The sequence below is a fragment of the Pseudotabrizicola sp. L79 genome, from assembly GCF_036553525.1.
Classification (GTDB): domain Bacteria; phylum Pseudomonadota; class Alphaproteobacteria; order Rhodobacterales; family Rhodobacteraceae; genus Pseudotabrizicola.
In genome coordinates, this window is record NZ_JAZHDA010000053.1 from 538,465 (window position 1) to 563,746 (window position 25,282).

Below are 25,282 nucleotides of genomic sequence, written 5' to 3' on the forward strand. Positions count from 1 at the left end.
ATCAGCCCCAGCCAGTCTGCCGATTTCATCATCACATACGGCCAACAGTTTCCCGTAAGGTGAAATTTGTTTCTTCTGAGTTGAGGCCCGGCAGGCCGGATGCTAGCGTCAACTGGTAATTTGGAGGGAGACGAATCCATGTGCGGAATCGTTGGGCTGTTCTTGAAGGACCCCAAACTAGAGCCCCAACTGGGGGCCATGCTGACAGACATGCTGATCACCATGACAGACCGTGGCCCCGACTCGGCCGGGATCGCCATCTATTCGTCAGCGGGAAAGGGGCTGGGCAAGATCACGGTGCAATCTGCCGATCCCGGAACTGACTTCAAAGATCTGGACGGCGATCTGAAAGAGGCCATCGGCGCACCGGTTGCCATGCTGATCAAATCGACCCACGCCGTTCTGGACGTGCCCTTGGCACAACTGGAGGCCGCCCGCTCGGCCCTGCTGCACCTGCGGCCCGGCATCAAGATCATGTCATCAGGCGAAAACATCGAGATCTTCAAGGAAGTCGGCCTGCCCAAGGACGTGGCCGCCCGGTTCGACGTGGCCAGCATGGGCGGCACCCATGGCATCGGCCACACCCGCATGGCGACCGAAAGCGCCGTGACAACCATGGGCGCGCATCCGTTTTCAACCGGGTCGGATCAGTGCCTTGTTCACAACGGGTCTTTGTCAAACCACAATGGCGTTCGGCGCGAGTTGAAGCGGCTGGGCATGACCTTTGAGACGGAAAACGACACCGAGGTTGGCGCCGCCTTTATCAGCCACAAACTGCAAACCGGCGAAACGCTGGGGGCGGCGCTTGAGGCAACGCTGACCGATCTGGATGGCTTTTTCACCTTTGTCGTGGGCACCCGCAACGGCTTTGGCGTGGTGCGTGACCCCATCGCCTGCAAGCCCGCCGTGATGGCCGAAACCGACCAATATGTTGCCTTTGGCAGCGAATACCGCGCGCTGGTCAACCTGCCGGGCATCGAACAGGCCCACGTTTGGGAACCCGAGCCCGCCACCGTATACTTCTGGGAGCGTTGAGCCATGCAAACATTCGATCTGGGACAAGAGGGGCTGCGCGCCCTGAACGCCTCGCTGCATGCCTTGAAAGGCCAGACCAACATGACCGCCTGGGAGGTGATCAACCCCAAGGGCGCCCATGCCATCGCCGCCGGGGTGGATGCGCCGGTTGACATCACCGTGCGCGGCTCAACCGGCTATTACTGCGCGGGCATGAACAAACAGGCCACCATTCGCATCAAGGGCAGTGCAGGCCCGGGCGTCGCGGAAAACATGATGTCGGGCACTGTCATCATTGACGGCGACGCCAGCCAATATGCCGGGGCCACGGGCCGGGGCGGGTTGCTGGTGATCAAGGGAAATGCCTCCAGCCGCTGCGGGATTTCGATGAAGGGCATCGACATCGTGGTGCATGGCAACATCGGACACATGTCGTGCTTCATGGCGCAATCGGGCAATATGGTTGTCTTGGGCGATGCTGGCGATGCGCTGGGCGACAGCCTGTATGAGGCGCGGCTTTTCGTGCGCGGCAGTGTCAAATCGCTGGGGGCTGACTGCATCGAAAAAGAGATGCGCCCCGAACATCTGGCCCTGTTGGCCGATCTGCTGAAACGCGGCGAAGCAGATGGCAAGGCCAAGCCCGAAGAGTTCAGGCGCTATGGCTCGGCCCGCAAACTCTACAACTTCAACATCGACAATGCGTCGGCCTATTGAGGCGAGAAAATGACCGATTTCCCCAAAACCCCGCCGCGTTATTCGGCCACCTTCACGCCCGCGATCAATGCCGAAATCCGGCGCGCTGCGGCTTCGGGCATCTATGACATTCGTGGTGGCGGCACCAAGCGCCATCTGCCGCATTTCGATGACCTGTTGTTCCTGGGCGCGTCGATCAGCCGCTACCCGCTGGAAGGCTATCGCGAGAAATGCTCGACCGATGTCTGGCTGGGCACCCGCTTTGCAAAAAAGCCCATTCATCTTGAGATTCCGATCACCATCGCCGGCATGTCTTTCGGTGCCCTGTCTGGCCCGGCGAAAGAGGCGCTTGGCCGTGGCGCTTCAGAGGCCGGCACCTCGACCACCACAGGCGATGGCGGCATGACCGAGGAAGAGCGCGGGCATTCCAAAACGCTGGTGTATCAGTATCTTCCCAGCCGCTATGGCATGAACCCCGATGATCTGCGTCGCGCCGACGCCATCGAGGTTGTGGTGGGCCAGGGGGCCAAACCGGGTGGCGGCGGCATGCTGCTGGGCCAAAAGATCAGCGACCGCGTCGCCCAGATGCGCAACCTGCCCAAGGGCATCGACCAACGCTCGGCCTGCCGCCACCCCGACTGGACGGGGCCGGATGATCTTGAGATCAAGATCATGGAGTTGCGCGAAATCACCGATTGGGAAAAGCCGATCTATGTGAAAATCGGCGGCGCACGCCCCTATTACGACACCGCCCTTGCGGTCAAGGCCGGGGCCGATGTGGTGGTGCTGGATGGTATGCAGGGCGGCACGGCGGCCACGCAGGATGTCTTCATTGAACATGTCGGGATGCCGATCCTTGCCTGCATCCCGCAGGCGGTCAAAGCGCTGCAAGATCTGGGGATGCACCGCAAGGTGCAGCTGATCGTGTCGGGTGGGATCCGCACCGGGGCCGATGTGGCCAAGGCCATGGCACTGGGGGCCGATGCTGTAGCCATCGGCACGGCAGCCCTGATCGCCCTGGGCGACAATGACCCAGTCTATGAGGCCGAGTATCAGAAGCTTGGCACCACCGCCGATGCCTATGACGACTGGCACGAAGGCCGCGATCCGGCGGGCATCACCACCCAAGACCCGGAACTGTTTCAGCGCTTTGATCCGGTTCTGGGGGGGCGTCGGCTGAAGAATTACCTCAAGGTCATGACGCTTGAGGCCCAGACCATCGCCCGTGCCTGCGGCAAGAACCATCTGCACAATCTGGAACCCGAAGATCTGTGCGCCCTGACCATCGAAGCCGCCGCCATGGCGGGGGTTCCGATTGCGGGCACCAACTGGATCCCCGGTCGCACCGGATTTTGACACAACAAGAACGACAGGGAGTCACGACGATGTCAAAAGACCTCGCCAAATGGGCCGCCGAAAAGGGCGTCAAATATTTCATGATCTCTTACACCGATCTGTTCGGTGGCCAACGGGCGAAACTGGTGCCCACGCAGGCGATCAACGACATGGCCGAAGACGGGGCAGGTTTTGCCGGGTTTGCAACCTGGCTGGATCTGACCCCCGCCCATCCTGATCTGATGGCGGTGCCAGACCCCGACAGTGTGATTCAACTGCCGTGGAAGAAAGATGTGGCCTGGGTTGCGGCCCGTGCCATGATGGAGGGCGAGCTGGTCGGGCAAGCCCCGCGCAATGTGCTGGAAAAGCTGATTGCCGAGGCCGCCAAGGAAGGGTTGCGCGTCAAGACCGGGGTCGAGCCAGAGTTCTTTATTCTGAACGCCGATGGCACCGGCCCGTCTGACATCTACGACACGGCGGAAAAGCCCTGCTATGACCAGCAGGCCGTGATGCGCCGCTATGATGTGATCTCGGAAATCTGCGATTACATGCTGGAACTGGGCTGGGAGGCCTATCAGAACGACCACGAAGACGCGATCGGCCAGTTCGAAATGAACTGGAAATATGACGATGTTCTGCAAACCGCTGACAAGCACAGCTTTTTCAAGTTCATGGTCAAATCGGTGGCCGAAAAGCACGGGTTCCGGGCAACCTTTATGCCCAAGCCCTTCAAAGGGCTGACGGGATCGGGCTGTCATGCCCATATTTCGGTCTGGTCGCTGGATGGCAAGACCAATGCCTTTGCCGACAAGACCAAGGAATTGGGTCTTTCGGATCAGGGTCGCAACTTTCTGGGCGGCATCATGAAACATGCCAGCGCCCTGGCCGCGATCTGCAACCCCAGCGTCAACAGCTATAAGCGGATCAATGCGCCGCGCACCAGCAGTGGCGCGACATGGGCCCCCAATTCCGTCACCTGGACGGGCAACAACCGCACCCATATGGTGCGCGTTCCCGGCCCCGGCCGGTTTGAGTTGCGCCTGCCTGATGGGGCCGCAAATCCCTATCTGATGCAGGCCGTGATTCTGGCGGCGGGCCTTGACGGGGTGCGCAGCAAGGCCGACCCCGGACCGCGCCATGACATCGACATGTATCAGATGGGCCATATGGTCAAAGACGCGCCAAAACTGCCGCTGAACCTGCTGGATGCCTTGCGCGAATATGAAAAGGACACGACCCTGACGGCGATGATGGGCGCAGAATTCTCGGCAGCCTTTCTGAAGCTGAAGCTGAAGGAATGGAACGATTATTGTTCCCATTTCTCGACCTGGGAAACCCAAGCCACATTGGACATCTGACCCCCTGACGCTGCCCACGAAAGACGCAAGGCCCCGGATGCTTCGGCAGTCTGGGGCCTTTTATTTTTGCATGTCTGCTTGAAATTCACGCGTTCACGCTGGAAAATATTTTACTCACAGGAAGAAGGTTTGACACAAAGGCAACTCGGCACCTAGGCTTTTGCGCAGGGCGGGCGCAATCCGCCGCCATGACATTCAAGAGCAAGAGGTTCCCATGAAGAAGAAAGTCGCCGTGATCGGCGCGGGCCCATCCGGTTTGGCCCAGCTGCGCGCCTTCCAGTCAGCCAAGCAAAAGGGGGCCGAGATCCCCGAGGTCGTGTGCTTTGAAAAGCAGTCAAACTGGGGTGGGCTGTGGAATTACACTTGGCGCACCGGGCTGGATGAACATGGCGAACCCGTGCATTGTTCGATGTATCGGTATCTGTGGTCGAACGGTCCCAAAGAGGGGCTGGAATTCGCGGATTATTCGTTTGAAGAGCATTTCGGCAAGCAGATTGCCAGCTATCCACCGCGGGCCGTGCTGTTTGACTATATCGAGGGCCGCGTGAAGAAGGCAGGTGTGCGGGACTGGATCCGCTTTTCCACCACGATCCGCATGGTGAAATACAATGCCGACGCGGGCAATTTCACCATCACCGCGCATGATCTGGTCAATGACCGGATGTATGACGAAGATTTCGACAATGTCATCGTCGCTTCGGGCCATTTCAGCGTGCCGAATGTGCCGGAATATCCGGGCTTTGACAAATTCAACGGCCGGGTTCTGCACGCCCATGATTTCCGCGATGCCCGCGAATTTGCCGGCAAGGATCTGCTGATCCTTGGCAGCTCTTATTCCGCCGAAGACATTGGCAGCCAGTGCTGGAAATATGGCGCAAAATCGATCACCGTCGCCTATCGCAATGCGCCGATGGGCTTTCACTGGCCGGACAACTGGCAAGAAGTGCCCGCGCTGGACCACATGGACGAAACAACCGCCTATTTCAAAGACGGCACGTCAAAAAAGGTGGATGCGGTTATCCTGTGCACGGGATACAAGCACCACTTCCCCTTCCTGCCCGATGATCTGCGGCTGAAAACTGCCAACCGCCTTGCCACGGCTGATCTGTATAAAGGCGTGGCTTGGGTGCATAACCCAAAGCTGTTCTTCATCGGGATGCAGGACCAGTGGTTCACGTTCAATATGTTTGACGCGCAGGCCTGGTGGGTGCGTGACGCCATCATGGGGCGCATTCAGTTGCCCGCGGACAAGGCGACCATGCTGAAGGATGTCGAGGATCGTGTCGCGGGCGAAGATGCGGGGCAAGACGCGCATGATGCCATTCACTATCAGGGCGATTACGTCAAAGAGCTGATCGCCGAGACCGATTACCCGTCGTTTGATGTCGATGGCGCTTGTGACGCCTTTTTTGAATGGAAGGATCACAAAAAGGCAGACATCATGGGTTTCCGCAACCATGCCTACAAATCGGTGATCACCGGCACGATGGCCCCGGTGCATCACACGCCGTGGAAAGACGCGCTGGAAGATTCCATGGAAAGCTATCTCAGGAACTAGGCGCAAGACTCAGTGTGCCAAGGCCCCGGTGTCCGCCGGGGCCTTTTGCTTTTGCGGCAATCGGTGTTTCCACAGTGCATCTATTATGGGCAAGGCCCCCTTTGCCCCGCAGCTTCTGGCGGATTGGCATGCACATTGCCCTTAAGATTAAAATTATTCGCCCTTGGTGAAAATTTTTACCCCCCGCATCGGTTCGGACGTGGTGAACTTTTGGTGCAGGCTGCACCACGACAAAGCCGGTCAGCCATGCCAACATGGGAGACGATCATGGAAGAGCAAATCGCGGCCCTTGCCGCAGAGTTGGCCGCCCTGAAAGATGCCACAGCGGGGATGAACCGCACAGCGGCCGAGACTTTCTACTGGCTGACCATCCCGCTGATGGTTTTGATTCACGCGGGGTTCCTGTCTTACGAAATGGGCGCCTCACGCGCCAAGAATGCCTTGGCCTCGGGGATCAAGAATATCCTGGCCTTTGCCTTCATCATTCCAACCTTTTACTATGTGGGCTGGTTCATCTATTGGGCCTTTCCCACCGGCTTTACCATGTCGGCAGGGCCTGCCGGGATCTCGGGGCTTGATTATGCCATTGCGGCCGCCAGCCCTGTCGGATCGGCCATGGGCCCGAATGTCGCCGACAGCGCAACAGGGGTGTTCTTTGGCGCCTTTGCCATGTTCGCTGCCACCACGGCCTCGATCATGTCAGGCTCGCTGATCGAGCGCATCCAGATCGTAGGCTTTACCATTCTGGCCATCGTTCTGGGCAGTTTTGTCTGGATTCTGGGCGCGGCCTGGGGGTGGCATGCCGATGGCTGGCTGGTCACCACACTGGGTTATCACGACTTTGGCGCGGCAGGCGTGGTGCATGCGATTGCCGGGTTCTTCACGCTTGGGGTGCTGATCAACCTTGGCGCCCGGGTGGGCAAGTTCAATCCTGACGGCACGGCCAATGCGATTTCGGGCCATTCGATGCCCTCGGCGCTGGTGGGTCTGATGCTGATCATCGCCGGGTTCTGGGGCTTTTTGATGGGCTGCGTGATCTTTCCGGGCGAAGCCTGGTCATGGGGCCAAGGCATCTTCGCCACAATCTACGGCACCCCCGTCACACTGTCCGCCATGACGTTCAACATCCTGATGGGCTTTGCCGGAGGGGCAATCGCGGCTTGGGTCATGACGCATGATCCGTTCTGGATGATGTCGGGTGCCCTTGGCGGGATCATCTCGGTTGCGGCGGGGCTTGATCTTTATTGGCCGCCCATGGCCTTTGTCATCGCGGCCATTGGGGGCATCATCATGCCGTTGGTTGCCGGATTTGTCGAAAAGATGAAGATCGACGATGCGGTGGGCGCTGTCGCGCTGCATGGTGTAGTCGGCCTGTGGGGCGTTGTTGCGGTTGGCATCTTTGCCGCGGGCTATCCGGCCTTGGCGTCAGAAGGCGCGCCGACAATCACGCTGTATGGTCAGGTGATCGGGGCGCTGGTCATGGCAGCCCTGGGCTTTGTGCCCGGATATGTCGTGTCCTTCGTGCTGAAAAAACTGGGGATGCTGCGGGTGCCGAAAGAATCCGAGATCATCGGCCTCGACAAGGTGAAAGTGCCGATTTCGGCCTATCCCGAATTCCTGATGCCCGGCACCTCATCCACCAGCCCTGCGGAATAACACCCAAGAAAGCGAGGATATCATGCTGATCGGAACGAATATCTCTGACTGGGCGGCCGTTGACGGGGCCTATTACGCAGGCACCGGCAGCGAAGCCATCTGGCTGGCCATATCGGCTGTCCTGTGTGTGCTGGCCCTTGTGGCGGGCAAGCGGCACGAAAAGGCGGCCTACAAGCGCGTGGGGTAACTACGCGACACACCACCGCTGGCCCATGGGGCACAGTGACCAAGGGCCCCGATCTGATCGGGGCCCTTTTGGTTGGCCCTTTTGACCCGTCCCAGATCGGGCCCCTTGGCCCAATGGCCCGCCCCGGTTGGCCCGCTGCCTGACTGGTGACCAAAACGCGAAAGGATTGATCAGTTCCCGCGGATTTTTCGGGCAATGTTTTCTGTGAAGAAAGTATTTTGCATTTGGTTATTGCCATCCCACCCAATCCCAAACACAGTTTTGAAAAACCAGATCAATTCAGGGAGTCCCCGCATGACCAACTCGTGGCGCTTTTCATCGCTGATCGACCGCCATCGCGCGCTTGGATCTGATCTGGAAGATTGGTCCGGCATGGGCACAGCCTGGTCGTACACCACGGGTGACCCAGACGCGGAATATATGGCGATCCGCACCAAGGCCGGGTTGATGGATGTCTCTGGCCTGAAAAAGGTGCATATCACCGGCCACGCGGCCAGCCATGTGATTGAACGCGCCACCACCCGCAACATGGAAAAGCTGATGCCGGGCCGGGCGGTCTATGCCTGCATGTTGAACGATGCCGGCAAGTTCATTGATGACTGCGTGATCTATCGCATGGGCCCCAACAGCTTTACGGTCGTCCACGGCTCGGGTCAGGGGCATGAGCAACTGACGATGGCGGCCACCGGGCGCGATGTCTCGATCCGGTTTGATGACAATCTGCACGATCTGTCGTTGCAGGGCCCCTTGGCCGTGGATTTTCTGGAACAGCATATCCCCGGCGTGCGCGCCCTGCCCTATTTCTCGCATATGCCGACCAGCCTGTTTGGCAAGCCGATCACCCTGTCGCGCACGGGTTATACCGGAGAGCGTGGGTATGAGATTTTCTGCCGTGCGCAAGATGCAGGCCTGATCTGGGATCGCATTCTGACCGAGGGTGCAAGCATGGGGATCATCCCCTGCCGCTTTACCACCTTGGACATGCTGCGCACGGAAAGCTATTTGCTGTTCTATCCCTTTGACAATTCGGAAATGTATCCGTTCGAGAATGAAGGCCCCGGCGACACGCTGTGGGAACTGGGCCTTGATTTCACCGTGTCACCCGGCAAAACGGGCTTTCGCGGGGCGGAGGAGCATTACCGCCTGAAAGGCAAAGAGCGGTTCAAGATTTGGGGGCTGCGGCTGGACGGCAAGAATGTGCCCGGCAACGGCGCCCCGGTGTTCCGCGGCGACACCAAGGTAGGTGTGGTCACCCAAGCCATGTATTCGCCGCTGAACGACTGGACCATTGCCATCGCACGCCTGCCGGTCGATTGCGCCAATATCGGCACCGCGCTTGAGGTGCGCTGCGCCACCCATGGCCCGATCAAGGCCACAACCCATTCGCTGCCGTTTTACGACATCGACAAAAAGCGCCGCTCGGCCAAGGGCTAAGGCCGCCAGCGCCCGCCGGGCCATGCGCCCGGTGGGACGATTGCAATCCATCAGGGGGCAAAGTGCTGAAAGAGATGACAAAGACCGAATTTCCACCCGCGATCAAAAGCCGTCCGGTCTATGGGCAGCTAGAGCCGCGACCGGGCGCCCTGCATCTGATCGTCGCGGATGGCGAAGGGGCCGAGGCTGTCACCGATCTGTTCGCCAAGGCCAAAGACCGGCAGGCGATGCTGGACACGGCACATATCCTTTACACCGCTGGTCCCAATGGCACCGACCAGTGGGATCAGATCGCCGCTTTGGGCGCGCGACAGGCGCAGCGGGCGGCCTCGTTGCCGACGCTTTTGTTCCGGTTGGCGCGGGTGCTGCAAGATATGCCGATGGGCGCGCAAATCTATCTGACCGGCACCGAAGGCCTGATGGGACAGGCCGAGCGCGATGTGATGGCGCTTGGCTTTCCGCATGCTGATATTCAAAAGGAACATCGCGGATCAACCGTCCGGCGTGTGCAATGCGTGCATTGCAAGGGCATCACGGAAAACGTGAAAACCGACCCGTTCCAATGCAGCCATTGCGGCCTGCATCTGTTCGTGCGCGACCATTACTCGCGGCGGCTGGCCGCGTTTCAGGGCGTGAATATCGACGCCGAGGACAAGGGGCAGATCCCCCCGGCGGTGGAGCGGTTCAAATGAGCGGTGGTGCCAAGCTGAATGTCCGCGTGGCCGAAGTGGTCAAGGTGAATGATCTGATCACCCGCTTTCGCTTTGTCGCCCGCGATGGTGGGGAATTGCCTGCCTTTTCGGCCGGGGCGCATGTCGTGGTGGAAATGGACGATCACGGCACACGCCGCCTGAATCCCTATTCGCTGATGTCTGACCCCGAAGATCGGTCGGGCTATGAAATCTCGGTGCGGCGCGACGACGCCGGGCGTGGCGGATCGCTGTATCTGCACCACCACGTCAAACCCGGCGACGAGATGGTTCTGGGCCATCCGACGAACCTGTTTGCGTTGGACAACCGCGCCCGCAAGCATCTGCTGTTGGCGGGGGGCATTGGCATCACCCCGTTTCTGGCGATGATGCATCAGCTTTCCCGCTTCGCCGGGCGGTTCGAATTGCACTATGCCACGCGCAACCCTGAGCTGTGCGCCTATGGGCCTGCGTTGAAGGCCGCCTATGGCGACAGGGTCAACCTGTATTTCGACGATCTGGGCCAGCAGATGCCCCTGGCCGATCTTCTGGCCCGCCAACCCATCGGCACCCATGTCTATGTCTGCGGCCCCAAGGGCATGATCACTTGGGTTCACAGCACCGCCGCCAGCGCAGGCTGGCCCCCGCATGCCGTGCATTCCGAGGAATTTACCGCCCCCGCCACTGGTGCGCCCTTTAGCGTCGAACTGGCGGCATCGCAAAAGACCATTGCCGTTGGCGCCACCCAATCGCTGCTTGAGGCGATGGAGGCCGCCGGTGTCGATGCGCCGTATCTGTGCCGGGGCGGGGCGTGCGGGCAATGCGAATGCGACGTTCTGAAGATCGACGGCACGATCGACCACCGCGACCATTGGCTTTCCCCCGAAGAACAGGCCGCAGGCCGCAAGATCATGCCCTGCGTCAGCCGGTTCACCGGCAAGACGCTGGTCCTTGACCGCTAGGAGCACCCCGATGAGCCTTGATTTCAAATACGGCTTCGATGACTTCTTCCGCGACGAAACCTATGTGGATGACTTCACCTATCGCAATTCACCCGCGGGGATCTTGCGCTTTCCATTCCCGTTTGACCGCGACGATTATATGTATTCGGTCAATATGGAACCGCATGTGCCGGGGCGCAAAGGATCGGTCTTTGAAAAGACCTTTGACATTGACGAACATTACCTAAGCGAAATGCGCGACCGGGCACGGGTTCTGGCCAAAGACCCGCTGCGCTGCCAGTCACTACCCCATATGACTCTGGCAGGCTGGGATCTGCTTGAGCTGATCATGGAAACCAAGGCGCGGGAATATCCACAGTGGTTCTCGCTGACCAAGGATGGCAATCAATGGCACTGGATCAACCGGCCCCTGGGCATTGATCAGAAGTTCACCTTTCTGGACGAAAGCACCCTGCCCTATGGCCCGATGGAATATATCACGCGCCAAACGCAAGGTGACTTTACCTTGCAGGATGAACGCGAAGGCACCCTGTGGATTGATGCAGGCATGGTGACAACGCAGGCCGACTGGTCGCTTGATTTTGACATCGGCATGAACTTTCACGAATGGCACGCGCCCGTGCCTTTGGCCCATGAAAAGGGTATTTTCGACCGCGCCCTGAAGTTTTTGCTGAAGTTGCAGCACGGCGCGCCGGTGCGTCGGTTTAACTGGACGATGACGGTGAATCCGCTGTTGGACACCGCGCCGGAAACCTATCCCGAATGGGGCCATATGCGCACCGGCCTGACGCAAGAGAACATGGGCCAGATGATGCATCTGCGGGTCGAATTGCAGACGCTGTATCGACTGCCCCGGTCGAATGCGATCTGCTTTGACATCCGCGCCTATTTGGGCAAGTTTGATGAACTGGTAACCGTGCCGAAATGGGGCCGCCGCTTGCATCGTGTGGTGCGCGACATTCACCCCGATCTAGCGGCTTACAAGGGCTTTTTGCGCAACCGCGATGCGATGGTGCAATGGCTTTCGCAATACGATGACGGGGCGCCAACGTCGCCCGGATGGTGGCCAGAAGAGTGACCCTTCACACCGACATGCCCAAGACGCCCCCGCTTCGGTTGGGGTTTCTGATGTTTCCGGGGTTTCCGATGGCCTGCCTGACATCGGCCATCGAACCCTTGCGGGCAGCCAATGAAATCACGGGCCGCAAAGAGTTTGAATGGCGGTTGGTGGCCGAGATGCCAGCCCCCGTCCGATCCTCTGCCGACGTGCGGTTTGAACCTGACATGACGCTGGATACGGCCGATGGGCTGGATCACCTGTATCTGATCGCCCCGCCCAAGGCAGAATTCTGCGCCCCCCGCCACAGCATGGCCCGCCTGCGATGGCTTGACCGCACCGGCATGACCTTGGGTGCCTTTTCGGGCGGTATCTTCCCCTTGGCCCGCGCCGGCCTGATGGAGGGGCGAAATTGTTCCGTGCATTGGTGCTATGACGCGGCCTTTCGCGCGGAATTCCCAGACGTCATGCCGTCCGAGGCGGTGATCCTGCGCGACCGTCGGCGCATCACGGCATCGGGCGCGGGGGCGGTGTTCGACCTGATGCTGCGGCTGATCGAGGATCGTCTTGGCCGCCAATGCATGACCGAAGTGGCCTGCTGGTTCCAGCATCCCTTTGTGCGCGATGAAGACGCCAGCCAAAAGGTGCCCGTCGCCCGCACAGCCGCCACCGCCGACAGGCTTTCGCCAGCCATCCGCGAGGCGATCAGGCTGTTCGACACCCATATCGAAGACCCGTTGCGCATTCCCGACGTGGCCGCCGCTGTTGCCATGTCTGACCGGCATTTTGAGCGGTTGTTCAAACGCGAAACCGGGCAAAGCCCCTTGCGCTATTACCGCCACCTGCGGCTGGCCAAGGCGCGGCAAAGGGTGCTTTATTCCAACGACACGCTGCGCGAGATTGCCTTGGCTGTCGGCTATCTGGCCCCGGCCCCCATGGCCCGGCACTATCAAGAATTGTTCGGCGTCAGCCCGCAGGATGAACGCCGCCTTGCCTCGGGCCTGCAACCGACCAGGTAGGCTGGCAAGGCAGCATTCTGTCAGATCACCGATTTGGCCGTAATTTCCAGCGCATGCCACAGGCTTTGCGCCGAAGATCGCGGGCCGTAAAGTGTGACAAGATCGGCCCGGTGCTTGACCAGATACACACCCAGATGCTCGATCACCGTGCGGCTGGCATAGCCATCGGGCTGCATCGGCAGATCAAGATTTGTCAGCCGTGCGAACAGCGGCTCCAGCCCCTGCCCGGCCACATCAATCCGCACCCAGGCATCGGTCTGTTCGGTGATCGACGCCGCATCGGCGAACTGAGATTTCAGCAAGACTGCGACATCTTGGTGAGTGGCGAAATCAGCCTCGACAAACCACATCTCGGGGCTGACCCAAAAGGCTGAATAGGGCGTGCCGGTCTGATGCCGCGCCACGGCGGGCAAGGGCAGCCCGGCCTTGGCGGCAGCGGCGGCAAAGGGGCCATCCTGCCCCCGCCGCATGGCCAGCGAGGCCAGTGCCACATCGCACCGCTCGACCAACTTGAAGGGGCCGATCTGGGTGGTTTCCGCCGCGTCGTGCCCCAATGCGGTCAGGGCTTTCCATGTATCAGCCACGAAGACGCTCTCCTTTCGGGTCAAAGAAATGCGGGCTTACGATTTCAACTTCGGTATCTGTCTTGGTCAGAAAATTCACGGCCCGCATCTTGCGCCCGATCTTCTGATCCCCCGCCTTAAGATAGCCCAGCGCGATGTCAGACCCCAGATGCGGGGAATACACCTTGGAGGTCAGCCAGCCACCATCGCTGGCCAGATCGACCGGGGCGCCGATTTCCATGAAATGGCTGCCCGCCGACAGGCTGGCCTTGGGGTCAACCGGCTTGACGCCGACCAGCCGATAACCGTCGTCGCGGGTCATCCCCTCGCGCTGGCTCAGCACCATGCCGATGCTGTCTTTCTTCTTGGACACCATCTTGCCAAGGCCCATGTTCAGCGCCGACGACTGCCCGTTCAGCTCGCCGCCCGCCACATGCCCCTTTTCCACCCGCATCACGCCCAGCGCCTCGGTGCCGTAAACCACGGCGTCAAACTCGGCCCCGGCCTCGGTCAGTTTACGGATCAGCGCATCGCCATAGCGGGCCGGCACGGCAATTTCATAGGCCAGCTCGCCCGAGAACGAGATGCGGAACAACCGCCCCCGCAGCCCCTGCACCGTGATGTTTGCCGCCCCCATATAGGGAAAGGCCGCATCAGAAATGTCTTGATCGACAAGCTTTTGCAGCAGGTTGCGGGCATTGGGGCCAGCCACCGAGAATTGCGCCCAAGCCTCGGTTGTCGAGATGATCTGCACATCCATATCCGGCCACAGGCACTGGCGGCAGTATTCCAGATGGCGGAACACCGTGACAGCATTGGCCGTGGTGGTGGTCATCACATATTCATGCTCGGCCAGTCGCGCCGTGGTGCCATCGTCAAACACCATGCCATCTTCGCGCAGCATCAGCCCGTAACGGCACTTGCCCACCGCCAACGTGCTGAAGGTGTTGCAATAAACCTTGTCCAGAAAGGCCCCGGCATCGGTGCCCTGAATGTCGATCTTGCCCAATGTCGTCACATCGCAGATGCCAACGGATTGACGGGTGGCCAGAACCTCGCGGTCAACGCTTTGGCGCCACGTCGTCTCGCCGGGTTGGGGCAGCCATTGGGTCCGCAGCCAGTTGCCAACCTCGACGAAAACCGCACCTTGTTCGGTGGCCCATTTGTGGCTGGGTGTCAGGCGAAAGGGCTTGAACTCTTTGCCGCGCGACCGCCCGGCCAAAGCCCCCATCGCCACCGGCGTATAGGGGGGGCGATAGATCGTGGTGCCCGTGGCCGGGATGGATTGCCCTGTCAACTCTGCCATCACGGCCAGACCCAGCACATTCCCGGTCTTGCCTTGATCGGTGGCCATGCCAAGGGTGGTATAGCGCTTCAGATGCTCGACGCTGGTCATGTTTTCCTGATGCGCCAGCCTGACATCCTTGACCGTCACATCGTTTTGCAGATCGATCCACGCCCGGCCCTTGCCCTGTGGCACATGCCACAGCGGCGAAATCGCCAGATCGGCATCCTCGGCCTGCGGCAGGTCGGGGGCTTTGGCGGCGATGCCCATGGCCTCTAGCACTGCCATGGCCTGCGATGCGCCCGTGTGCAGGGCAGCTTGGGTGGAAAGGGCACCATTGGCGGCCCCCACGGCCACCAGCCCGGCAGGCCCATCGGCACCCGGCACGAATGCCGCAATATCATCGCGCCAAACCGGGCGCGACCGATGGTGCGAGGTGATGCTGACATTGGGGTTCCAGCCCCCCGACACCCCCAAAGCCGTGCAGGCAATGGTTTCGCGGCGGCCATCGGCCCGCTGCACCGTGATCGAGGTCAGCCCCAGACGCCCGGCGCTGTCAACAACCGTGGCGCCCTGCAAATGCCGGATGCCGGGCAGCGCAGCCCCGCCCTGCCGGGGGTCGATCACCGCCACCACATCAACGCCTTTGGCTTGCAGATCTCGCGCCGTGCGCAGACCATCGTCATTGTTGGTGAACACGGCCACCTTGTCGCCCACAGCCACACCCCAGCGGTTGGCAAAGGCACGCAAGGCCCCCGCCAGCATGATGCCCGGCCGGTCATTGTTTTCAAAGGCAATGTGACGCTCGATCGCGCCCGCGGCCAAGATCACGCGGCGCGTATAGATCCGCCACAGGGTTTGGCGCGGCTTGCCCGGCAGCGGGGTGGCAAGGTGGTCTGACACCCGTTCAACCGCTGAATAGATGCCGTGGTCAAAGGCGCCGACCACCGTGGTGCGCGGCATCAGACGCACATTCGGCAGCGCCGCCAGTTCGGCAACCACGCCTGCCGCCCAATCGGAACCCGGCTGGGCGCCAATGTCGTGGGTTTCGGCATTCAGCCGCCCGCCCATGCGGAAATCTTCATCCGCCAGAATGACCCGCGCCCCAGCCCGCCCTGCCGTCAGCGCCGCCATCAGCCCGGACGGACCCGCGCCAATGATCAGAAGATCGCAATGGGCAAAGGCTTTGTCATATTCGTCGGGGTCTTCCTCGGTGGTCAGGGCCCCCAGACCGGCCGCGCGGCGGATGATCGGCTCATAGACCTTTTCCCAAAAGGCGGCTGGCCACATGAAGGTCTTGTAGTAGAAACCCGCCGTGAAAAAGGCGTTCAACCGGTCATTGATGGCCAGCGCATCCATCTTCAGGCTGGGCCAGGCATTCTGGCTGGTTGCCTGCAATCCGTCAAACAGCTCGGCCACCGTCGCCCGCGTGTTTGGCTCCTGCCGCGCGCCCGCACGCAGATGGACCAGCGCATTCGGCTCTTCGGATCCGGCCGACAGCGGGCCGCGGGGGCGGTGGTATTTGAACGACCGCCCCATCAGCCGCACACCATTGGCCAACAGGGCCGAGGCCAGCGTATCGCCCGGATGGCCCGCATAGGCCTTGCCGTCAAATGTAAAGCTCAGCGTCTGGCTACGGTCGATCTGACCGCCCGAAATTCTGTTCGTCTGGGTCATTTGCTGCGCCCCTCTGCCCGCGCGACATCGCGGGCCAGTTCAACCTTGGTGATTTCATGGGTAACGGTGTTGCGCGTCACCACCAGCCACGACCGATCCCCTTGTTCGTGATACCAAAGCTCGCGGTGCAGGCCGGCGGGGTTGTCGCGATTGTAGAGATAGTCATGAAAGATCTCGATCCCGGCGACCATCCCATCGGGGCGGTTGATCAGGCTGGCATCGCCCAGATAGACAAATTCCTGCGCGTCCCGAGGGCCAAGAAGAGGGTGGTTGATGATCATCTTTGTGCCTCAATGCAGGTTCGGTTGGGCGCCTTGGCCCTTTTCGTCAATCATCAGCCCCTTGAGGAACCGATCAAACCGATAGGCCGTGGCCGTGGGATGCGGCGTGTCGCGGGCCAAAAGATGCGCAAAGCACATGCCGCTGGCCGGGGTTGCCTTGAACCCGCCATAGCACCAGCCCCCGTTGAAATAGAGACCGTCAACCTGCGTCTTGTCGATGATGGGCGAGCCGTCCATCGACATGTCCATGATCCCGCCCCAAGTGCGCAACAGCCGCGCCCGGCCGATCATCGGCATCAACGCCATGCCGCCTTCGGCCACATCCTCGATCACCGGCAGGTTGCCGCGCTGCGCATAGGAATTATAGCCATCAATATCGCCCCCAAAGACCAAACCGCCCTTGTCGGACTGGCTGACATAGAAATGCCCGGCCCCAAAGGTCATCACGCCATCAATCACCGGTTTCAGACCCTCGCTGACAAAGGCCTGCAAGACATGGCTTTCAATGGGCAGGCGCATGCCCGCAAAGGCCATCACCTTCGATGACGACCCAGCCACCGCCACGCCAACCTTTTTGGCGCCGATGAACCCACGAGAGGTTTCCACCCCCTTGATCCGGCCATTCTCGATCCGCATGCCGGTGACTTCGCAGTTCTGGATCAGATCGACACCGCGCAGATCGGCCCCACGCGCATAGCCCCAAGCCACGGCATCATGGCGCACCGTGCCGCCACGGCGCTGCATCAGCGCGCCCTTGATCGGGAACCGGGCGTTGTCAAAGTTCAGGAACGGATACATCGCCCGCACCTGATCACGGCTCAGCAGTTCGGCATCTGCCCCGTTCAGGATCATGCCATTGCCCCGGCGCGTTAAGGCATCGCGTTGTGCATCGCTGTGGATCAGGTTGATGATCCCGCGCTGGCTGACCATGGCGTTATAGTTGAAATCCTGTTCCAACCCTTCCCACAGCTTCAGCGAGAATTCGTAGAACGGCTCATTGCCATCCAGCAGATAGTTCGACCGGATGATCGTGGTGTTGCGGCCCACGTTGCCGCCGCCCAGATAGCCCTTTTCCAGAACCGCAATCCGCGCCTGGCCAAATTCTTTCGCCAGATAATAGGCCGTGGCAAGGCCATGCCCGCCACCACCGATGATGATGTAATCATACTCTGGCTGCGGCGCGGGGTTGCGCCACATCGGCTTCCACCCCTTATGCCCGGTCAGTGCCTCGGCAATGACGCGAAACCCCGAATAGCGCATGGCGGCCCCTCCTGTTCTGGCGCAGACCCTAGACTGGTCAGATCGCGAAACCCGTTTGGTTTCCGCCATCGGTTGAATGAAATCCGCCATCAGCCAGAATGAAAGGTGATCGGCCAGTATAGAAACGCCATGCCGCATCGCACGGGCTCAAGTTCCGCGGGGGCTGTTTGGAGGATATCCTCGGCCAGACCACGACAACGGCAATTGCGAGCAAAATCAAAGACAGGCGACAGCGCACCCGCCGCACTGACGAGCAATCCGAGGGTTCGCTAAGACCTTAACCCGAATGCGGATTGCGCGCGATGACGATCATTTCCACCCGCATCCCCGGACGGGCAAGTGCGACGCCCCCGGTGGCGCGGGCAGGCGGATTGGCGCGATCGACCCATGCATCCCACACCGCATTCATGCCCGCAAAATCCGACATATCGGCCAGCCACACCTGAACCGAGCCGATATCGGCCTTTGACGCCCCGGCCTGCGCCAACACGGCATCGATATTGGCCAAGACCTGCTGGGTTTGCACCGTGATGTCTGCCGTCAGATCATCCGGCACCTGACCGGCCAGAAAGATCAGGTCACCGATGATGACAGCCTCGCTCATCCGGGGGCCCGGGTCGATCCGTGTCAGGGTCATGTCTTGTCCTTTGTTCGCTTAGTCATTGTCGCTGGTGGTGCCACCTGCCCCGCGCCGCGACTGTTCAGACGCGGGCACGGTGGTGCGCATCGACAGGGCGTTCAGCCCGGCCAGCGTTGCGGCGGGCACGGCACAGGGCGTGGTTTTGGTGGCAGTCTGATCAACCGGGGCGATGGCGGCAGCGGGGGCTACGGTGATATTATCTTGCGCAATCTGCCCCAGCGCCAAAAGCGCCTTTGGGTCGATCGGCCTGCCCGGCAAGATCGTCACAGTGCCCCCAGACCACCCAAAGGCCAGCGCTGACTGCGATGCTTGGGCCATCCGGGCAAGGAACGGCAGCACCAGCAGCGGGTGGCGCAGGGCCTGCAAGCCGATGCCGCCGTGATAGGGGCCGGCATCAAGCTGGGCGTGGTCTTCCAGCGCCGCGCCCGCCGCAATGGGGCACAGGCCATCATGTGACGCAGCGCGCCAAAGCCGGTTGGTGGTATCAATCACACCCGTCGCCGGGGCCCACCCCGCCAGATGCGCCAGCAGGGCCGTGGCCCCGTCAACGCCCTGGGCCGTCAGCCATCCGATTGCAAAGCCCGCCTCCTCGGCCAATCCCCAACTCAGGCCGGCACCGCGCGCGGCCTTCAGGCACAGGGTTTCCACCTCGTTGCGCGACAACTGCGTCAGATCTGCCGGACAGGCGGCGTAAGTGGTGGCCGAAGCCGTCGGATCATGGGCTTCGGGCAGGGTCATGATGCCACCCCGGCCGTCAGTTCATGCGGATAGGGCAAATCCTGAAACAGGCTGATCCGCACCCATTTGTCTGACCGGGGGTCAAAGCGGCTGGCCCCAAAGAACGCCAGCTTGCAGCGCATCAGATCAATCGGCAGGATTTCGGCCCCGATCAGGTTGTCGCGCACCTCGGCAAAGGGATGACGGGCGGCAATCTGGGCGCGCCGCAGGGCATAGCGGTGCTCGGGATGGCGCAACAGAAAGCTGGCGACAGGCTGCGCGTCATCTTCCGTGGCAAGCGCGGCGTGCAGCTCTTTGGCCAGACGGGCGATGCACAGGGGCTGCTCAAGTGCGGCACCATCTTCGTGATGCCGGTCGCCCAGACGGGGTTCCAGCTTTTCTTCGGACACATACCAGAACCGCGCCGTATTGGCGGGGTTGTCAAAATCAATGCCCAGCGCCCAATCGTAATGCTGGGCCAGGATACCACGCAGGGTGCCGATGGTCATGGCCCCGTCAATCCGCTGGTTTGCCGGCTCATCTGCCGCCATGCACTCGCCCAGCCCGTCAATCAGATCACCATGCGGTTCCAGCATCAACGCCAACAGCGCTTCTTGCCCCTCCAGCGTCAGCGCGGCCTCGCCCCAGCGCCACAGGGCATCCCAAGGATGGGCCTGACCGGCCTCGGGCCAGAGTGCCAGCTTGTCCTTGATCTTTTCCAGATCACGGCGCAGATCAGCCAGTTTGCCAATCTGGATCGGATGCTGTGAATGCCAAAGGGCCGCATTCTGGCGCGCCGCCTGCACCGCCATGTGCAGGCCCGCCAGCGCCGTGTCGTGGGCCAGGGTCTGGGCGCGCACGCGGGCCAGCGCCTCTTCGCGGGCCATCATCCAGTTGTTCATCAAAACCGGGTGCCGCACCAGAAAGGGGGCCATGCCCAATCCGGTCGAATTGCCAACCCCAAGGCTGCGGCGGGTGCTGGCATCCAGGGGCACGGACCGACTGCCGCCCTTGGCAGCGGCCAGGTGATCGACCAGATCGGCGCAAAAGGCACGGATCAGCCAGACGGTCAGCATCTCGGCCTGAAAGGGGGTGGCCAGTTCGGCGCGGTTTTCGATGGCCTCACGGTCGGCGGCCCCGAATTTGCCGGTGCCATAAACAGCCGTGGTGCGCATCAGATAACCGACGGCGGCCACCTCGGCCGGGTCGGGTTGCAGGCCTTGCGACAATCGGTCGATCACATGCGCAAACAACCGAACCGAGCGATTGGCACGACTTAGCGTCAGTTCACGCGGCGATACCCGGCCTGCCTCTTGCAGCGGCACGTTGGCGGCAAGGCGATCAAGATCGGCAGCATCAGGTTCCCCATCGAACAGCGCAAAGGTGGCATCCCAGGCGGTTGCGATCACCCGGTCTGACCGCAGTTCATCAGGCAGATCATGGGCAAAGGCCACAAGGCTGTAACTGCGCAGCGGGCCCTTGGCCCGATAAACCGCCCGGCCCACACCCTTGGCATCCACCTGCCACAGGGGGCGGTCAAACTGCCAGTGTTCGGCCTGCATCCGGGCCAGCATCTGGCGCAGGAAAGACAGCCGGGTCGGATGGGCAGACCCCATGCGATCCAGCCGCATCACCTGGTCTGGGCTGCGGCGAAAACAGGCCGCATCTGGAAACGGGTTCAGGTTTGCACAGGTGGTCATTGTCGTCCCCTCGCAAAGTCATCAATGGTCTGTCGCACTTGGGGGGCGGGTCAGCCGCCCCCCAAAGGTTGCTTATTTGCGCCCCAGCATCAGGGTGATGCGCAGCGCATCCCACAGCGAGGGCAACAAGATGATAGAGACAGGCACAGCCGTGACCACAATAAAACTTTGCAGTTTGCCAATGCCGCCAGACCCGGTGGAAATCAGGATCAGCGCCATCACCCCCATCGCGATCCCCCAAAAGGCACGCAAGATGACCGAAGGCTCGCCATCCGTCATGGCCCCCGAGATCACATAGCTCATCGAGTCGCTGGTGGTTGCCACAAAGATCATCGTCAGGATCAAGAACAGCACCGACAGCAAAAGTCCTGATGGCATGGCATTGGTGATCGCCAACAGGGCGGCAGGCAGGTTGAACCCTTCGAACGGGGCCGAGATCACGCCGGGTGTGGCGATTTCAAACGAAATGCCCGACCCCCCGATGATGGTAAACCAGAAGTTGGTGATCAGCGGGGCGGCAATCGACAACATCAGAACAATCTGACGGATCGACCGCCCCCGGCTGACCCGGGCGATAAAGATCGCCATCAGCGGGCCATACCCCATGAACCACCCCCAAAAGAAGACGGTCCACCAGCCCAGCCAACCCGGATCACCAAACACCCCGGCCTCGCCGCGATACATGGCCATCTGGAAGAAGTTTTCAAAGTAAACACCCATCCCGCCGACAAAGCTGGTCAGCATGGCCGAGGTTGGGCCGAACACCAGCAAAAAGACCAAAAGGGCGATGGCCAGCAGCACGTTCAGGCTGGACAGCATCTGAATGCCACGCGACAGCCCCGAAATGGCCGACAGGGTATACAGCGCGACCAGCGCCATGATCACGACCGCCTGTGTGGCAAAGGTGTCGGGGATACCCGTCAAGGCGTTCAGACCATAAGACATTTGCAGGCCCAAAAACCCGATGGGGCCAACGGTGCCCGCCACCACGGCAATGATGCAGGTGGCATCGGCAATCAGGCCGATCGGGCCGTGAATCGCGCGCTCTTTGAACACCGGATACAGCAAGGTGCGCGGGGCCAGCGGCAGGCCTTTGTCATAATGGTAATGCATCAGCATCACCGTGGTCAGCGACCCAAGGATCGCCCAGGCCAGAAAGCCCCAGTGCAGAAAGCTTTGCGCCAAGGCGATATTGGCACGGGCCTGCATATCGGCAGGCGCATCACCAAACAGCGGCGGGGTCGACAGGAAATGGGCAATCGGTTCTCCGGCCGCCCAGAACACACCACCACCGGCCAACAAGGTACACATGATCATCGACGCCCAGTTGAACGTCTTGAATTCGGGCGTGGCTAGCCCACCCATCACCGACCGCCCACCCGGCAAAAGGCACAGAACCAGACCGATCAGAAAAGTGGCCAGCAGCAAAATCTGCCAGTAAAGGCCAAAGTAGCGGGCCGAAAAGGCAAAGCCTGCATCAACCAGCGCCGACAGCCCATCGATATCAACCAGCGCATACAGGCAAAACAGAAGGATAAAGCCCCCCGTCAGCGCGAACAGCGGTTTGTTGACATTGCCAAGCATCCCCCTGCCTCCCGTCAGTGTGAAATCCGTCATGCCCGTTCCTCCCCGAACGATGTTGCGCAACCGCTGGCCCTAGCCTGCGGCATGAAATCTGTGGCCATCGCGCGCTTGCTGCGGGCCAAAGCTAATGTCGAAAAAACGCATCCAGTTGGCGCCCATCACCCCGTCGATGGTGGCCGCATCCATCCCCGAGGCGGTCAGCCCGGCCCGGATGCCGCCGAAATCGCAGTTGTCGTTGAACCAGCCAGGCATCGGCGGAAAACCGGGCGCGTCGGCGCTGCCTTCGCCGTAATCCACCGTTTTGGTCCAACGGCCCGACCGCATCCATTCCACGATGCTGTCGGGTTGGTCCTGACACAGATCGCTGCCAATCCCCACTTGGGCCGGGCCGACCAGATCAACCGCGCGGGCCACCATGTCGCACCAGTCTTGCAACGAACAGGAGCTGCCGTTTTTCAGGTGATGCGGATAGACCGACAGCCCCAGAAACCCACCCGACGCCCCCAAAGCCCGCAACAGATCATCCGATTTGTTGCGCAGGGCGGGATGCCAACTGTGCGGATTGGCATGGCTGATGGTGATCGGGCGGCTGGAATGCTCGATGGCATCGCGGGTTGACCGCTCGCCCGAATGGCTCATGTCAACCACCATGCCAACGCGGTTCATCTCGGCCACCACAGCGCGGCCCATGCGGGTCAGGCCGCTGTCGGTGGCTTCATAACAGCCCGAGGCCAGCAGCGACTGGTTGTTATAAGTCAGCTGCATGAACCGCAGGCCAAGGGTGTGCAGCACCTCGACCAGCCCGATGTCATCCTCGATGCAACTGGGGTTCTGTGAACCGAAGAAAATCGCGGTGCGGCCTGTATCGCGCGCCCGCTGCACATCCGCCGCAGTGCGGCCCTGAAAGATCAGCTCGGGAAAGCGCTCAAACCAGCGGTTCCAGGCCTCGATCTCCAAGACGGTTTCGCGAAACGTCTCATGGTAGGTGATGGTCACATGAACCGCATCCACCCCCCCCGCGCGCATCTGGCGAAAGATCTTTTCCGACCAGTTGGCATATTGCAGCCCGTCGATCAGCGGCGTCATTCCGGCGCCCCCGCCGCAACATAGGCGGTCTTGACCGAAGTGTAGAACTCTGCCGCATAACGCCCCTGTTCGCGCGGGCCAAAGCTGCTGGCACCGCGCCCCCCAAAGGGCACATGGTAATCGGTGCCTGCCGTCGGCAGGTTCACCATCACGCAGCCCGCATTCATATTGGCGCGGAAATGGCTGGCCCGCGACAGACTGCGCGTCATGATGCCCGCCGTCAGGCCAAAGGCACTGTCATTGGCCAACGCCAAAGCCTCGCCATAGCTGCCGGCCTTGATCACGCAGGTGATGGGGGCGAACATTTCTTCACGGTTGATCACCATATCATTGCGCGTCTGCGCAAAAACGGCAGGGGCCATGAAATACCCGTCGGTTGCCCGTTCCAACCGCGTGCCGCCACACAGCAATTCCGCCCCTTCGGCGCGGCCCTTGTCGATATAGGCAAGGTTCTGGGCAAGCTGGCCTTCGCTGACCACCGGGCCAAGCTGGGTGCCCGCCTCTAGCGCATGGCCAACCTTGAAGGCATTGGCCGCCACAACCAGCTTTTCCACAAAGGCGTCATGCACGGCTTCGTGCACGATCAACCGGCTGGCAGCGGTGCATTTCTGCCCCGTGCCACCAAAGGCCGCCCCTGCCGCATGGGCCACCGCCAGATCAAGATCGGCGTCATCCATGATCAGCATGGGGTTCTTTGACCCCATTTCCATCTGAACCTTTGTCATGTTGGCCACCGCCGCTGCCGCGATGCCACGCCCCACCGGCACCGAGCCTGTAAAGCTGATCGCCTGCACGCGCGGGCTTTCCACCAGACGCTGCCCCACATCACGGCCCGACCCCAACACCATGTTGAACAGGCCTGCCGGAATGTCTTGCCGCGCGATGATCTCGGTCAGCGCCACAGCACTGGCAGGCGTCAGGTTTGCGGGCTTCCACACCACAGCATTGCCAAAGGCCAATGCAGGCGCGATTTTCCACGCAGGCGTTGCCACCGGAAAATTCCAGGGGCTGATGATCGCCACCACGCCCACAGGGTCACGCCGCACGTCAATTTCGATGCCGGGGCGCACAGACTCGGCCAGATCGCCTTGGTTGCGCAAGGCTTCGGCTGCGAAATAGGTGAAGAACTGGCCGGCGCGATAGACCTCGCCCTTGCCTTCGGCGGCGGGTTTGCCTTCTTCGCGGGCGATGATGCGGCCGATCTCCTCGGCCCGCGCCATCAACTCGGTGCCGATTGCCATCAGAACATCGTGGCGTTTCTGAATGCCCGCCGCCCACCAGATCTTCTGGGCGCGCGCCGCGGCGTCCAGCGCCTCGTCCAGTTGCGCGGCACTGGCCTGCGCATAGATCCCGATCAGATCCGACACATCCGAAGGATTCCGGTTTTCCACCTCGGACGCGCCTGCACGCCACTGGCCATTGATGTAAACCTGTGTGTTCTGGGTCATGGTATCGGCTCCTTTTGCGTCAGGCCTAGACCTGCGAATAATTTTAGGCAATCTGGAAGTTCTGAATGTAATTACAGGT

At 61.1% G+C, this 25,282-nt stretch carries 22 protein-coding genes; 12 read left to right on the forward strand and 10 right to left on the reverse strand.

Annotated features, from left to right (window positions below):
- Nucleotides 1–138 precede the first annotated feature (138 nt).
- From V3C85_RS17555 to V3C85_RS17610, 12 genes are all read left to right on the forward strand, one after another.
- Entirely contained in the window at nt 139–1,035 is an 897-nt protein-coding gene (locus V3C85_RS17555) for a class II glutamine amidotransferase (protein WP_331796730.1), read from the forward strand.
- A 3-nt stretch (nt 1,036–1,038) separates the two neighbouring features.
- Entirely contained in the window at nt 1,039–1,728 is a 690-nt protein-coding gene (locus V3C85_RS17560) for a GXGXG domain-containing protein (RefSeq protein ID WP_331796731.1), read from the forward strand.
- Between the two features lie 9 nt (nt 1,729–1,737).
- A complete protein-coding gene (locus V3C85_RS17565; protein WP_331796732.1) occupies nt 1,738–3,063 on the forward strand; it encodes an FMN-binding glutamate synthase family protein in 1,326 nt (441 codons plus the stop codon).
- Nucleotides 3,064–3,092: 29 nt separating this feature from the next.
- Nucleotides 3,093–4,400 (forward strand): type III glutamate--ammonia ligase, encoded by a 1,308-nt coding sequence (gene glnT / locus V3C85_RS17570; protein WP_331796733.1) that lies wholly within the window; start codon nt 3,093–3,095, stop codon nt 4,398–4,400.
- A 214-nt stretch (nt 4,401–4,614) separates the two neighbouring features.
- Nucleotides 4,615–5,958 (forward strand): NAD(P)/FAD-dependent oxidoreductase, encoded by a 1,344-nt coding sequence (locus V3C85_RS17575; RefSeq protein WP_331796734.1) that lies wholly within the window; start codon nt 4,615–4,617, stop codon nt 5,956–5,958.
- A 267-nt stretch (nt 5,959–6,225) separates the two neighbouring features.
- On the forward strand, nt 6,226–7,614 hold the full coding sequence (locus tag V3C85_RS17580; RefSeq protein ID WP_331796735.1) for an ammonium transporter: 1,389 nt from the start codon (nt 6,226–6,228) through the stop codon (nt 7,612–7,614).
- Between the two features lie 22 nt (nt 7,615–7,636).
- Nucleotides 7,637–7,801, forward strand: a complete 165-nt coding sequence (locus V3C85_RS17585; RefSeq protein WP_331796736.1) for a hypothetical protein — start codon at nt 7,637–7,639, stop codon at nt 7,799–7,801.
- Nucleotides 7,802–8,095: 294 nt separating this feature from the next.
- Nucleotides 8,096–9,235, forward strand: a complete 1,140-nt coding sequence (locus tag V3C85_RS17590) for an aminomethyltransferase family protein (RefSeq protein WP_331796737.1) — start codon at nt 8,096–8,098, stop codon at nt 9,233–9,235.
- Nucleotides 9,236–9,309: 74 nt separating this feature from the next.
- Nucleotides 9,310–9,927, forward strand: a complete 618-nt coding sequence (locus tag V3C85_RS17595; RefSeq protein ID WP_331796738.1) for a dimethylamine monooxygenase subunit DmmA family protein — start codon at nt 9,310–9,312, stop codon at nt 9,925–9,927.
- Nucleotides 9,924–10,886 (forward strand): PDR/VanB family oxidoreductase, encoded by a 963-nt coding sequence (locus V3C85_RS17600; protein WP_331796739.1) that lies wholly within the window; start codon nt 9,924–9,926, stop codon nt 10,884–10,886. The genes V3C85_RS17595 and V3C85_RS17600 overlap by 4 nt, the downstream gene beginning before the upstream one ends.
- Before the next feature lie 10 nt (nt 10,887–10,896).
- Entirely contained in the window at nt 10,897–11,964 is a 1,068-nt protein-coding gene (locus V3C85_RS17605) for a heme-dependent oxidative N-demethylase family protein (RefSeq protein WP_331796740.1), read from the forward strand.
- Nucleotides 11,965–12,014: 50 nt separating this feature from the next.
- Nucleotides 12,015–12,962, forward strand: a complete 948-nt coding sequence (locus V3C85_RS17610) for a GlxA family transcriptional regulator (RefSeq protein WP_331796742.1) — start codon at nt 12,015–12,017, stop codon at nt 12,960–12,962.
- A gap of 20 nt (nt 12,963–12,982) precedes the next feature.
- Here the strand turns inward: V3C85_RS17610 and V3C85_RS17615 are convergent, their stop codons facing one another.
- The 10 genes from V3C85_RS17615 to V3C85_RS17660 form a co-directional block, all read right to left on the reverse strand.
- Nucleotides 12,983–13,546, reverse strand: a complete 564-nt coding sequence (locus V3C85_RS17615; RefSeq protein ID WP_331796743.1) for a sarcosine oxidase subunit gamma — start codon at nt 13,544–13,546, stop codon at nt 12,983–12,985.
- Entirely contained in the window at nt 13,539–16,487 is a 2,949-nt protein-coding gene (locus V3C85_RS17620) for a sarcosine oxidase subunit alpha family protein (protein ID WP_331796745.1), read from the reverse strand. The genes V3C85_RS17615 and V3C85_RS17620 overlap by 8 nt, the downstream gene beginning before the upstream one ends.
- Nucleotides 16,484–16,768, reverse strand: a complete 285-nt coding sequence (locus tag V3C85_RS17625) for a sarcosine oxidase subunit delta (protein WP_331796747.1) — start codon at nt 16,766–16,768, stop codon at nt 16,484–16,486. The genes V3C85_RS17620 and V3C85_RS17625 overlap by 4 nt, the downstream gene beginning before the upstream one ends.
- A gap of 9 nt (nt 16,769–16,777) precedes the next feature.
- Complete coding sequence (locus V3C85_RS17630; RefSeq protein ID WP_331796748.1) at nt 16,778–18,028, reverse strand: sarcosine oxidase subunit beta family protein; 1,251 nt, start codon at nt 18,026–18,028, stop codon at nt 16,778–16,780.
- Nucleotides 18,029–18,305: 277 nt separating this feature from the next.
- Nucleotides 18,306–18,665: a RidA family protein gene (locus V3C85_RS17635; protein WP_331796749.1), complete on the reverse strand. Its 360-nt coding sequence runs from the start codon at nt 18,663–18,665 to the stop codon at nt 18,306–18,308.
- 18 nt (nt 18,666–18,683) lie between these two features.
- The gene (locus V3C85_RS17640; RefSeq protein ID WP_331796750.1) at nt 18,684–19,406 is read right to left on the reverse strand and encodes a DUF3726 domain-containing protein; all 723 of its coding nucleotides are present in this window, start codon (nt 19,404–19,406) and stop codon (nt 18,684–18,686) included.
- A complete protein-coding gene (locus V3C85_RS17645; RefSeq protein WP_331796751.1) occupies nt 19,403–21,085 on the reverse strand; it encodes a hypothetical protein in 1,683 nt (560 codons plus the stop codon). The genes V3C85_RS17640 and V3C85_RS17645 overlap by 4 nt, the downstream gene beginning before the upstream one ends.
- A 72-nt stretch (nt 21,086–21,157) precedes the next feature.
- Entirely contained in the window at nt 21,158–22,702 is a 1,545-nt protein-coding gene (locus tag V3C85_RS17650; RefSeq protein ID WP_331796752.1) for a BCCT family transporter, read from the reverse strand.
- Between the two features lie 39 nt (nt 22,703–22,741).
- Complete coding sequence (locus V3C85_RS17655) at nt 22,742–23,755, reverse strand: membrane dipeptidase (RefSeq protein WP_331796753.1); 1,014 nt, start codon at nt 23,753–23,755, stop codon at nt 22,742–22,744.
- The gene (locus V3C85_RS17660) at nt 23,752–25,203 is read right to left on the reverse strand and encodes an aldehyde dehydrogenase family protein (protein ID WP_331796755.1); all 1,452 of its coding nucleotides are present in this window, start codon (nt 25,201–25,203) and stop codon (nt 23,752–23,754) included. The genes V3C85_RS17655 and V3C85_RS17660 overlap by 4 nt, the downstream gene beginning before the upstream one ends.
- Between the last annotated feature and the right edge of the window lie 79 nt (nt 25,204–25,282).

Bases quoted from the DNA above. Each gene is read 5' to 3' on its own strand.
- V3C85_RS17555 (WP_331796730.1), top strand. From the start codon at position 139: ATGTGCGGAATCGTTGGGCTGTTCTTGAAGGACCCCAAACTAGAGCCC.
- V3C85_RS17560 (WP_331796731.1), top strand. From the start codon at position 1,039: ATGCAAACATTCGATCTGGGACAAGAGGGGCTGCGCGCCCTGAACGCC.
- V3C85_RS17565 (WP_331796732.1), top strand. From the start codon at position 1,738: ATGACCGATTTCCCCAAAACCCCGCCGCGTTATTCGGCCACCTTCACG.
- glnT (WP_331796733.1), top strand. From the start codon at position 3,093: ATGTCAAAAGACCTCGCCAAATGGGCCGCCGAAAAGGGCGTCAAATAT.
- V3C85_RS17575 (WP_331796734.1), top strand. From the start codon at position 4,615: ATGAAGAAGAAAGTCGCCGTGATCGGCGCGGGCCCATCCGGTTTGGCC.
- V3C85_RS17580 (WP_331796735.1), top strand. From the start codon at position 6,226: ATGGAAGAGCAAATCGCGGCCCTTGCCGCAGAGTTGGCCGCCCTGAAA.
- V3C85_RS17585 (WP_331796736.1), top strand. From the start codon at position 7,637: ATGCTGATCGGAACGAATATCTCTGACTGGGCGGCCGTTGACGGGGCC.
- V3C85_RS17590 (WP_331796737.1), top strand. From the start codon at position 8,096: ATGACCAACTCGTGGCGCTTTTCATCGCTGATCGACCGCCATCGCGCG.
- V3C85_RS17595 (WP_331796738.1), top strand. From the start codon at position 9,310: ATGACAAAGACCGAATTTCCACCCGCGATCAAAAGCCGTCCGGTCTAT.
- V3C85_RS17600 (WP_331796739.1), top strand. From the start codon at position 9,924: ATGAGCGGTGGTGCCAAGCTGAATGTCCGCGTGGCCGAAGTGGTCAAG.
- V3C85_RS17605 (WP_331796740.1), top strand. From the start codon at position 10,897: ATGAGCCTTGATTTCAAATACGGCTTCGATGACTTCTTCCGCGACGAA.
- V3C85_RS17610 (WP_331796742.1), top strand. From the start codon at position 12,015: ATGTTTCCGGGGTTTCCGATGGCCTGCCTGACATCGGCCATCGAACCC.
- V3C85_RS17620 (WP_331796745.1), bottom strand. From the start codon at position 16,487: ATGACCCAGACGAACAGAATTTCGGGCGGTCAGATCGACCGTAGCCAG.
- V3C85_RS17625 (WP_331796747.1), bottom strand. From the start codon at position 16,768: ATGATCATCAACCACCCTCTTCTTGGCCCTCGGGACGCGCAGGAATTT.
- V3C85_RS17630 (WP_331796748.1), bottom strand. From the start codon at position 18,028: ATGCGCTATTCGGGGTTTCGCGTCATTGCCGAGGCACTGACCGGGCAT.
- V3C85_RS17635 (WP_331796749.1), bottom strand. From the start codon at position 18,665: ATGACCCTGACACGGATCGACCCGGGCCCCCGGATGAGCGAGGCTGTC.
- V3C85_RS17640 (WP_331796750.1), bottom strand. From the start codon at position 19,406: ATGACCCTGCCCGAAGCCCATGATCCGACGGCTTCGGCCACCACTTAC.
- V3C85_RS17645 (WP_331796751.1), bottom strand. From the start codon at position 21,085: ATGACCACCTGTGCAAACCTGAACCCGTTTCCAGATGCGGCCTGTTTT.
- V3C85_RS17650 (WP_331796752.1), bottom strand. From the start codon at position 22,702: ATGACGGATTTCACACTGACGGGAGGCAGGGGGATGCTTGGCAATGTC.
- V3C85_RS17655 (WP_331796753.1), bottom strand. From the start codon at position 23,755: ATGACGCCGCTGATCGACGGGCTGCAATATGCCAACTGGTCGGAAAAG.
- V3C85_RS17660 (WP_331796755.1), bottom strand. From the start codon at position 25,203: ATGACCCAGAACACACAGGTTTACATCAATGGCCAGTGGCGTGCAGGC.